The sequence below is a fragment of the Actinopolyspora mortivallis genome (assembly GCF_003001495.1).
Classification (GTDB): Bacteria; Actinomycetota; Actinomycetes; order Mycobacteriales; family Pseudonocardiaceae; genus Actinopolyspora; species Actinopolyspora mortivallis_A.
In genome coordinates this window covers 54,400-65,064 of record NZ_PVSR01000021.1, presented here as the reverse complement: position 1 = coordinate 65,064, position 10,665 = coordinate 54,400, and the positions used below count along the sequence as shown (strand labels likewise).

General features: G+C 67.6%; 8 protein-coding genes, 1 tRNA gene and 1 pseudogene. 8 read left to right on the top strand and 2 right to left on the bottom strand.

The window, feature by feature from the left end; translation table 11 throughout:
• The 6 genes and pseudogenes from CEP50_RS12650 to CEP50_RS20590 form a co-directional block, all read left to right on the top strand.
• The coding region (locus CEP50_RS12650; protein WP_106114152.1) for an FtsK/SpoIIIE domain-containing protein at positions 1–2,180 on the top strand (2,180 nt) is incomplete at its 5' end.
• A gap of 226 nt (positions 2,181–2,406) precedes the next feature.
• Positions 2,407–2,850, top strand: coding sequence for a hypothetical protein (locus CEP50_RS12645; protein ID WP_106114151.1), 444 nt, complete (start codon positions 2,407–2,409; stop codon positions 2,848–2,850).
• A gap of 32 nt (positions 2,851–2,882) precedes the next feature.
• Positions 2,883–3,824: a bifunctional DNA primase/polymerase gene (locus CEP50_RS12640; RefSeq protein ID WP_106114150.1), complete on the top strand. Its 942-nt coding sequence runs from the start codon at positions 2,883–2,885 to the stop codon at positions 3,822–3,824.
• A 38-nt stretch (positions 3,825–3,862) separates the two neighbouring features.
• Positions 3,863–5,179 (top strand): DUF3631 domain-containing protein, encoded by a 1,317-nt coding sequence (locus CEP50_RS12635; protein WP_106114149.1) that lies wholly within the window; start codon positions 3,863–3,865, stop codon positions 5,177–5,179.
• On the top strand, positions 5,176–5,478 hold the full coding sequence (locus tag CEP50_RS12630) for a helix-turn-helix domain-containing protein (protein ID WP_106114148.1): 303 nt from the start codon (positions 5,176–5,178) through the stop codon (positions 5,476–5,478). Before CEP50_RS12635 ends, CEP50_RS12630 begins: the two co-directional genes overlap by 4 nt.
• 105 nt (positions 5,479–5,583) lie before the next feature.
• Positions 5,584–6,859, top strand: a pseudogene (locus CEP50_RS20590) (tyrosine-type recombinase/integrase).
• Positions 6,860–6,948: 89 nt separating this feature from the next.
• Here CEP50_RS20590 and CEP50_RS12620 read toward each other — a convergent pair.
• Positions 6,949–7,033 (bottom strand) — tRNA-Ser (locus CEP50_RS12620).
• 169 nt (positions 7,034–7,202) lie between these two features.
• Between CEP50_RS12620 and CEP50_RS12615 the strand changes: the two genes are divergently transcribed.
• A complete protein-coding gene (locus tag CEP50_RS12615) occupies positions 7,203–8,186 on the top strand; it encodes an ABC transporter ATP-binding protein (protein WP_106114147.1) in 984 nt (327 codons plus the stop codon).
• Positions 8,183–8,965: an ABC transporter permease gene (locus CEP50_RS12610; RefSeq protein WP_106114146.1), complete on the top strand. Its 783-nt coding sequence runs from the start codon at positions 8,183–8,185 to the stop codon at positions 8,963–8,965. Before CEP50_RS12615 ends, CEP50_RS12610 begins: the two co-directional genes overlap by 4 nt.
• Positions 8,966–9,072: 107 nt before the next feature.
• On the opposite strand, the gene CEP50_RS12605 is transcribed toward CEP50_RS12610, so the two are convergent.
• Complete coding sequence (locus CEP50_RS12605; RefSeq protein WP_258175194.1) at positions 9,073–10,605, bottom strand: M28 family metallopeptidase; 1,533 nt, start codon at positions 10,603–10,605, stop codon at positions 9,073–9,075.
• Positions 10,606–10,665 lie beyond the last annotated feature (60 nt).

Below are 10,665 nucleotides of genomic sequence, written 5' to 3'. Positions count from 1 at the left end.
CCGCTGACGGCGGAGCCACCGCCCCCGACCTGGCCGACACCGCCCCCACGTCCGAACAGCCCACCGCCACCACGGCGGAGGATGCGCCCGGAGCGGAGTTGGCCCCGGACACCGAACGCGCCCCGGCACGCCGTGCCGGGCGGATCCCGCCCGCGTTGCGGGGGGCTGCCTCCGACGTACGTAGGTGGACGGTCGACACAGGACTGCCCGCTGCCACTGTGATAGGCCGTGTCACGGCCCGGCACGGCTCCTACGCCACGGTCGGCACCTGGGAGTTGGCCCGCCGGGGCTGGGCACGGCTGACCTTCGGCGATCTCAACGAGGCCATCCGCGCCGCCCGCGCGGCCGGGGACCTGGGCCAGGTGGCCGAGCTGGAAGCCCGCAAGCAAGCATCGGCCGATGCCCGCATGGCCCGGGTAAAAACCCTGCTCCAGGCTGCCAGCAAGACTCCGAAGGTGCTGGGCATGTTCTCGGCCGGGCTGCTGGCGCTGTTGACGGTGGCCGGGATGGTCGCCCAGATCCGCCCCGGCGGCACCACCTTCACCGGGGTGTGGGCCGGGTTCGGGGACGCGCTGGCCACCGGCGCCGACTGGGCACTGTGGGCGGGCACGATGCTGCCGTGGCTGGCGCTGGCCGGGCTCGGCGTGATCGGGGTGGCCGGCTACGCCCTGGGCCGCAGCACCGGACGAGCGCCGCAGTGGGCCCAGTCCGGTGCGGCCGCGCCGAGTCAGGCGGTGGTCATCGACGAGACCACGATCGCCCAAGCCCTGGGCACGCTCGGGATCAAGGCGATCAACGACCACCTCAAGCAGGGGCTGCCGCTGCAGTACACGGCAATGCCGCACCGCACGACCAACGAGGACGGCGAGAAGGACGTGGGCATCACCGCCCAGGTACGGCTACCTGGTGGCACCGCCGCGTCCGAAGTCATCAAGCAGTCCACGAAGTTGGCGGCCGCGCTGGCGCGGGCCTCGGTGGAGGTGTGGCCCTCGGTGGGCGAGGACGAGGGGCTGCTGAACCTGTGGATCGCCGACCGCGGCTCGCTGGACGGCAACGCCCCGTCCTGGCCGTGGCTGGAACGTACCGAGGCGATCGACCTGTACCAGGGGGTGCCGATCGGACGCACCCTGGACGGGCGCACCATCATCGCCCCCGTGGACGGGGCCTCGTACCTGGTCGGCGGCCGCCCCGGGCAGGGCAAGAGTCAGTTCGTGCGCACTCTGGTCTGCGGAGCGATGTTCGACCCGCGGGCCCGCATCCGGGTCTACGTGCTCGCCAGCAACAACGACTTCGCCGCGATGCGGCCACGCCTGGAGCGTTACCGCACCGGACTCGGCCGGGAAACGATCGCCGCCGTCCTGGAGGAAATGAAAGAGCTCTACACCGAACTGGAACGCCGGGGCGAGTACATGGAAGCCCACGGGTACGACACCGCCTCCGACGCCGGGTTCGAACCGATCGTGGCCGTCTTCGACGAAATCCACCAAGCGTTCCAGCACAGGGACAAGGAGCTGCGCACCGAGATCTCGGCCTATGCCGAAGACCTGGCCAAGCTCGCCCGCAAATACGGCATCCTGGTCATCTACTCCACCCAGTCCGCCGACGCCCAATCCATCCCCAAGGGAGTGACCCGGCAGAGCCAGCAGCGGGTGGCCTACTCCGTGGTCGACCAGCCCGCCAACGACGGGCTGCTCGGGTCGGGGTCCTACAAGCGAGGGGTGACCGCGACCAGCCTGCGACCGGGCAACAAGAAGTACCACGGCGACCGCGGCAAGTCCGTCACCGTCGGCCTGGTCCCGGACGCGAACTGGGCGATGTGCTGCGGCTTCATGATCCCGTCCGAGGTTCTGCCCGAACTGACCGAGCGAGCCCTGGCCGTGCACGAGCAAGCAGCACACCAAGCACCGCTCGAATCGACCCAACCCGAGACCCGTGACCTGCTGTCCGACGTGGCCGAATGCCTCCACGGCGACGACAAGGTCAAAGCCACCGACATGGCCTCCCGACTCCGCGACCTCGCACCCCACTACACCCCCTACAAACACCTCTCCGGCCAAGGACTGGCCGACCAACTGGCCGAGCACGGCGTGACCGTGCCCAAAACCAGCGTCCTCACCGTATACGCAGAACGTGTTCACCACGCCCTCGCCGACCGCGAGGGAGGGAACCCACAGCCCTAGCACAAAACCCCGCCACACCGGGGCCGCAAACGCCTCCACGGAGGGAACTCCCTCATTCCCTCCACCACTATTTTCCCAGCACACAACGAAGGAACCACCCCAGGGAACCCGACAGGGAATTTCCCCTCACCCCAGCCACATTCCCTCACCTCTTCCCTGACGGTTCCCTCCCCCAACACACCCCCACGCAGACACACAGAGTAGTCAATGGAAGGGAGACCACCCCATGTCACCCACCGATCAGTCCCCCGAGCTGCTGGCCGCCGCCGTCCACGAGGCCGGGCACGCACTGGCCTTCCGCAAGGCCCGGGTGCGGGTGCACTCGCTTCAGGTGTGGCTCAAAGACGGCGATGCCGAAGGGCTGTGCCGTGTCGACGACAGTCACATCCCCGACCGGCTCGCCTTCCTGGCCGCGATCCTGGCCGGGGCCGAGGCCCACGCCCGGTTCGTGGCCCAACACCACGGCATGGTGTTCCTCGCCAACGCCCGGCGGGCCGTGGCCGGCTGCGCCAGCGACGACCACGCCCTGTTCCAGCACTACGCCCACGGCGTCAGCCACGGCCGGGCCTTGTCGCGAGCCCGGTCCTTCGTGTGGTGGAACAGCGGCCCCATCACCCGCCTCGGACACAAGCTCGCCCGCACAGGCCGCCTGTCCGGATGGTCGCTCTGACCACACCACACGCCCCTAGGAGGTGAATCACCGTGAGTACCGCTGAGCAGTTGCGTCGATCCGCCCGCGACCTCGCCGAGCACGGATGGCCCGTGTTCCCGCTCGTACCGGACGGGAAACGCCCCGCGCTGCACGGGCGCAGCCGCTGCCCCGGCACCGGCCCCTGCTCCGACAGGCACCTCGGGTGGGAACAGCGCGCCACCACCGACCCCCAGGTCATCGACCGGTGCTGGACGACCGGTGCCTACAACATCGGACTGGCCGCCGGAGAAGCCGGGCAGGTGGTCATCGACCTCGACGTGCACAAACCCGGCGAGTCCGCTCCGGACCGCTGGAGCATTCTCGGCGTGTCCACCGGCGCCGAGGTGCTGCAGTACCTGGCCCACCGCCAGGGCGAGGCCATCCCGGCCACCTACACCGTGCGCACCCCGTCCGGGGGCTGGCACCTCTACTACCGCGCCCCCGCGGGCACCGACTACAGCACCACCACCGGCAAACTCGGCTGGCTGGTCGACACCCGCGCGCGCGGCGGCTACGTCGTCGCCCCGGGATCGACCCTGCCAACCGGGTCCTACGAGCTCTACGACGACCGCGACCCCGTACCGCTGCCCGGATGGTTGGCCCAGCGGCTCTCTCCCAGCCCGTCTGTGCCCGACTCAGCGCCTCGTGAGATCGCCTCCACACACCGCTCCGGCTACCTCAAGGCCGCACTCGGAGCCGAGGCCGATCGCGTGCGCACAGCCACACCAGGCACCCGCAACCACACCTTGTTCCTAGCCGCCTGCGCCCTCGGACAACTCGTCGCCGGCGGAGCCCTCACCGAGGCCGAAGTCCGCCACGTGCTCCAGCACGCCAGCCAGCAGCACCTCACCGACGGGGCCTACACCCCCACCCAACGCGACAAAACCATCACCTCCGGCCTGACCACCGGAGCACAACGGCCACGACACCTGGCCGACCACGACGCCGCATGACTGACCAGTCCCCGACCACGGAAACGAGCACACCAGCCATGACTAACGACACCGAACCGGCCACCACCAGTCCGGGCGAGGTCCTGCTCGACGAGCTGCACGCGGCCCTGACCCGCTACGTGGTGCTGCCCAGCCCCGAAGCCACCGACGCCGTGGTGCTGTGGATCGCCGCCACCCACGCCCAACCCGCCTGGGCCCACGCTCCGCGTCTGGTCATCCGCGGCCCCGCCAAACGCTGCGGCAAATCACGCCTGGTCGACATCATCGAAGCCACCTGCCACGACCCGTTTCTGACCGTGAACTCCTCCCCTTCGGCGGTGTATCGCAGCATCAGCGACGACCCACCCACGATGTTGGTCGACGAGGCAGACACGATCTTCGGTGCGAAGGCGGACGGCAACGAAGACCTCCGCGGGCTGCTCAACGCCGGACACCAGCGCAACCGACCCGCCAAACGCTACGACGCCGCATCCAACCAGGTCGAAAGCATTCCGACCTTCGCGATGGCCGCCCTGGCCGGGATCGGCGCGATGCCCGACACCATCGAAGACCGCGCCGTGGTCATCCACATGCGACGTCGCGCCCCCGGCGAAACCGTCGCCCCCTACCGGCACCGCCGCGACCGGCCCCACCTCAGCCAGCTCGCCGACCGCCTCACCCAATGGCTGCGCGGCGACATCCACCAGCTCGAACACGCCGAACCCGAGCTGCCCGTCGAAGACCGCGCCGCTGACACCTGGGAACCACTGATCATCGTCGCCGACCACGCCGGCGGCAGCTGGCCCGACCGCGCCCGCCACGCCGCCCGCCTACTACTGGCCGAAGCCGACCACCAAGACCAGGAATCCCTGACCATCAGGCTGCTCACCGACTGCCGCACCGCCTTCGGCGACCACGCGGCCATAACCACCCGCTACCTGCTGGACCGGCTTAACAACGACGCCGAAGCCCCCTGGCACGAACAAGGCCAGCACGGCCTCACCGCCGCCCGACTCGCCCGACTGCTGGCCGAATTCGGCATCCGAAGCGGCAACACCCGCTTCCCCGACGGCTCCCAAGCCAAAGGCTACCGCCGAGCCGACTTCCTCGACGCCTGGAACCGCTACTGCCCACCCGAGGCCACAGAGCCGTCCCAGCCGTCCCAAGCGTCCCACCCCAGCGCACAGCGGGACGGCACCCCTCCCTGGGACGGCCCAAGCCGTCCCAGCCGCACCGAAACACCACCCGACCAACCACCCCACTGGGACGGCACAACCCGTCCCAGCACACCCAGCCGTCCCAGCCTGACCAGCATCGGGACGCCTGGGACGGCCGGGACGACCCACCGGCACGCCCCTCAGGAGGGAGCAGCATGACGGATCGCTCAGCCGAGATCGCGGCACGTTTGGTCGAACTCGCGGCCCTACTGGCGAAAGAACAGAGGCAGGAAGAAGAGCAAGAACATTCTGTGCCCCAGCCTCGGTCTCAGACCGATCGAGAATTGCTAACGGTAAGCGAGGCCGCTCAACGGCTCGGCATAGGAAGAACAAAAGCGTATTCCCTGGTAAGATCCGGCGAGCTCGCTTCAGTTCTGATCGGAAGACTACGCCGTGTTCCAGCCTCAGAGGTAACCCGATACACGGCACACCTTGCAGAGCAACAGAAAACAGTCTGATCCTCAGCAGAGAAATCGCTGAATCGCGTCCAATTCATCTCTCCACCCGCCCTGAGTTCGCCTAATTCAGGGCGGGCAAACAGCCAATACACCCCGGAGGTTTACTTGCCGCGCAAGAAAAACACCAGGAATGCAAGTGGTCGCTCTACGATATACGAAGGCAAAGATGGGTGGCACGGCTATGTGACCGTTGGCAAGAAAGACAACGGGAAGCCGGACCGTCGCCATGTTCGTGGGAAAACACAGGAGGAAGTCTCAGAAAAGGTTCGACGACTGGAGCGCGAGCGCGAAGAGGGGAAAGTCCGCAAAACTGGCGAGTCCTGGAGGGTTCATCAATGGCTGAACCATTGGCTGCACAACATAGTCGCACCACCGGCGATTACAGCGAACGCATGGGACGCCTATGACAACGCGGTACGCGTTCACTTGATCCCGGGAATCGGATCCCACTGGTTGACCCAACTGGAGCCTGAACATCTCGAACGCCTGTACAGGAATATGATGAAATCAGGAGCCTCTTCAGGAAACGCACATCAGGTGCATCGCACCATTCGAGCTGCTCTAAATGAAGCCGTAAAGCGGAAACATATCAAGGAGAACCCCGCGAAAACTGCCAAAGCACCAAAAGTGGAAGAAACAGAAGTCGAACCGTACTCTGTCGAAGAAGTAAAGAGTATCCTTACTACGGCGAAGCTACGTCGCAACAGTTCACGCTGGGCAATAGCTCTCGCGCTCGGACTACGACAAGGCGAAGTGTTGGGATTGCAATGGAGCGATATCGACTTGGAAGCGGGCACACTCGTTGTACGTCGTAATCGGATCCGCCCCAAGTGGGCCCATGGCTGTTCTCAGCCGTGCGGCTACAAACACGGGGGGGCACTGCCCTCAGAGGGTTTCTCTTCGGGAAGAGACAGCAAGCACCAAATCGAAGGCTGGCAAGCGTGGGATGGGACTCCCAGACGAGCTTGTGGAGCTACTCAGGACGCACCAACGGGAACAGGCCGAGGAGAAGTGGCAGGCTGGCCAGCTCTGGCAGGACAGCGATTACGTGTTCACCACACAGAGGGGAGCTCCACTCAACCATCGCACTGACCATGCGGAATGGAAGAGCCTGCTCGAACAAGCAGGCGTGGCGGAGCGACGTTTGCACGACGCGCGGCACACAGCCGCTACGGTACTCCTGCTTCTCGGAGTGCCTGAACGAACAGTGATGGGGGTCATGGGCTGGTCGAACACAGCGATGGCCGCTCGGTACCAACACGTTACGGCAGCGATCCGGCGCGACGTGGCGAACGAGGTTGGAGGGTTGCTGTGGAGTTCGAAAAGAGCTGAAGCAGCGGGGGGCGAAGGCACGGAAAACGGGCTCGACACGACAACCTGACGCCCCAAATGCAACCACGAATGCAACCAACCGTGTCGACGCCGAGCGTTCCTGAGCGTAACGCTCGGCGTCTTCCCCGGTCACAGCGGCGGAAGCGGCGGGATTCGAACCCGCGGGCCCTCTCGGGCCGCTCGCTTTCAAGGCGAGTGCATTAGGCCGCTCTGCCACGCTTCCGGTCCCGTAGCGTAGCGACCCGCACCGGAATCGACCAACACCGGGGGCACCCCGCGCGAACGGCCGCAACCCGACGGACCCGGCGGAGAATCCGTCCCCCGCACCGGCCCGCGGGAGTACAATCAACCGGGGCCCGGGGGCACCAGCCACGTGGACGAAGGGGGAGAACGTGACCGCTGCCGTCGACGTGGCGGACCTCGTCAAGCGCTATCCCAAGAGCAGGCACAACGCCGTGGACGGGCTGAGTTTCCGGGTACGACGCGGCGAGATCTTCGGACTGCTCGGTCCCAACGGGGCGGGCAAGACCACCACGGTGGGAATCCTGACCACCCGGATCGTGCCCACCTCCGGAAAAGCCCTGATCGGCGGGGTGGACGTGGGTCGCGACCCGGTCGCGGCCAAGACCAAGGTGGCGGTCGTCCCCCAACGGGTCAACCTGGACCGTTCGCTGAACGCCCGCCAGAACCTGCTGTTCCACGCCACCTACCACGGGATAGGGCGTCGCGAACGGCACTCCCTCGCCGACGAGCTGCTCGACCGGATGGGGCTGGCGGACAAGGCCCGGGCCCGCGTGGACGACCTCTCCGGGGGCCAGTCCCAGCGGCTGATGATCGCCCGCGCCCTGATCCACCACCCCGAGGTGCTCTTCCTGGACGAGCCCTCCACCGGCCTGGACCCGCAGGCGCGGCTGTTCCTGCACGACAGGATCGGCGACCTGCGCTCCGCCGGGATCACCGTGGTGCTGACCACCCACGACATGGACGAGGCACAGAAGCTCTCGGACCGGGTGGGCATCGTCGACCACGGCAGGATGCTCACGGTCGACACCCCGAACGAGCTGATCAGGTCCCTGCCCGGCAGCGGGACGGTGGACGCCACCGTCCATCCGAACGGGACGGCCCCCGAGAAGATCACCGGGATGCTGTCCGAGGTCCCGGGAGTCCAGCGGGTGGAGGACCTGGGACCTCCGGCGGGGACGGAGGTGACCGAGCGGATCCGGCTGCGGCTGTACGTCGACGGGGAGGCGGGTCCCCTGCTCGGTCCGGTGGCGGCACGGCTGCAGGAGCAGGAGGTGGCGGTCACCGACCTGGCACTGGGCTCGGCGAGCCTGGAGGACGTGTTCATCGAACTGACGGGCAGGGATCTGCGTTGACCACCACGGCGAGATCGGTTCGCGCCTTCACCGCCGTGCTCGGGCGGGACGTGTTCGTCACCGGACGGGAGCTGCCGAGCTTTCTGGCGCAGGTCCTGGTGCAGCCGGTGGCCCTGTTGTTCATCTTCGGCAAGGTGCTGGGCCAGCTCGGCTACACCCAGCCCGGCTACGCACAGATCCTGCTGCCCGGCATGATCGCGCTCAACGCCTTCCTGGTGGCGCTGCAGAACACGTCCTTCCCGCTGGTGCTGGACTTCTCCTACTCGCGGGAGATCGAGGACCGGCTGCTGGCGCCGCTGCCGATCACGTGGGTGGCCGTGGAGAAGATGCTGTTCGGGGCGCTGCGCGGACTGTTCGCCGCGCTGCTGATGTTCCCGATCGGGCTGGTCATGCTGGGCAGCGTCGACTGGGAGCTGTCCGGGCTGCCCTTCGCCGTGCTGTGCATGGTGCTGGGCTCCCTCGCCGGAGGCGCCGTGGGACTGACCGTCGGAGCCGCCGTTCCGCCGCGCCGGATCAACATCATGTTCGCCGTGATCCTGGCCCCGCTCATCTTCACCGGAGCCAGCCAGTTCCCGTGGGCCCAACTGGAGGATCTGCGCTGGTTCCAGGTGGTGTGCGCGTTCAATCCGCTGACCTACGTCAGCGAGGGGATGCGGGGAGCGCTGCTTCCCGGGATCCCGCACATGCCCCCGTGGGTGTGCGTCCTGGCGCTGGTGCTGGCCTGCCTGCTCTTCGGTGCGCTGGGCATCAGGTTCTTCCTGCGGCGCGCACTGGACTGACCCGACCGCGGAGGAACCGGGACAGTCCTCCTCTCTCCTCCGCGCGCGGGGGGCGGGGCACGGGATGTGCCCCGCCGTGTCTCACCGTGCGGTGCGTGCTCGCCGGATCACTTCAGCGGCAGCTGGCAGGAGTGCCCGTGGGACTGCCGCGCGTCGTGCAGGGACATCGGCTCGGCCGCGGCCATGCGCCGCAGCTGGGCCCGCTCGGCCCTGCTCCGCATGCCGTTGACCTCCTCGGTGGTCTGGCCGTAGTGGTCCACCACCTCGGCCATCGCCCTGGTGTTGCGGATCAACGCGCTGCGGTCGACGTTGTCCAGGTTGTCCTCAGCGGTGTGGTAGTTGGGGTCGTAGGCGACTCCGGCCTCACCGCCCCACTTGGCGGCCTGCTCCTCGGTCTTGACACCCCCGGCGCCGGTGAACAGTCCCCCGGCGGGGATGCCCTCGGCGATGAACTGCCCGTAGTCCGAGCGGCCGTTGAAGTCGGTGCCCTCGACCTCGATGCCCTGGTTCCTCATCGCCTCGACGAAGTCCTGCTCGATCTGGGCGGAGCCGTGCGGCCCGGGTCCGGCGCCCACCCCGTCCGAGTCGTCACCGTCGTAGGTGAAGTAGCCCGCGTTGGGCGAGCCGATCATGTCGAAGTTCAGGTACATCGCGATGTCGAGCTGTTCCTGGAAGCTCAGCCCCTTGACGTACTCGGTGGAGCCGATCAGCCCGGACTCCTCGGCTCCCCACCAGGCGAAGCGCACCGCGTTGTTCACGTCGGGGGTGCCGCCCATGCTCAGCGCGGTGGACAGCAGTCCGGCGCTGCCGGTCCCGTTGTCGTTGATGCCGGCTCCCTCGTCCACGCTGTCCAGGTGGGCCCCGGCCATCACGACGTTGTCCTCACGGCCGGTGCGGGTCTCGGCGATCACGTTCTCGGTGGTGATCTCGTCGAAGCTCGCCCGCAGGTCCAGGGTGGCGGTGGTGCCCGCGCGCTCGACCAGCTCGGCCCCGGTGGCCTTGGTGACCCCGGCGGTCGGGATGACGCCCGCGTCGGCCCCGCCGAGGGTTCCGTTGAGCTCACCCTCGACGTTGTTGTAGATGATCGCCGCCTCGGCGCCCTGCTCGGCAGCCAGACGCTGCTTCTTGGCGAAGGTGCAGGCTCCCCGCTTGATCAGCACGATGGTGTCGGCCACGTCGGCACCGTCGTAGTCGGCGGCCTGGCAGCCGGTGGAGTCGTCCACGGGCGTCACCGACAGCGGGGCCCGGATCCCGTCTTCCGGAGTGGCGGGGGAGTACTCCAGCGCGTCGGTCTCGACCGACTCGCCCGCCACGTCGAGGGAGACGGAGTCGAGCTGGTACTTGGTGAAGTCGAATTCGGGTGTGGACACCCGGAATCCGGCCCGGCGAAGGCTGTTGGCGACGTAGTCGACGCTCTCCTGGTAACCGGGGGTTCCCGAAGCGCGCGTTCCGCCGTTGCGGTCGGCGATGCGCTGGAAGGCCACCAGGTGCCTGTTCACGTCGTTGACCGTGGGTGTGTCCACGGGAGCCGGTCTCTGCTGCGGAAACGCGGCGGCCGGGGCCGCCGAGGCCGCCACGACGGCGCCCGCCGCGAACAGCGCGGAGGCCAACCGTCCACTACGAACTCTGTGCACTGTCATCATGCTCCCCGTATCGGGTGAATACGTGCCGCTCAAAAATTCGGGGAACGATCCGGATAA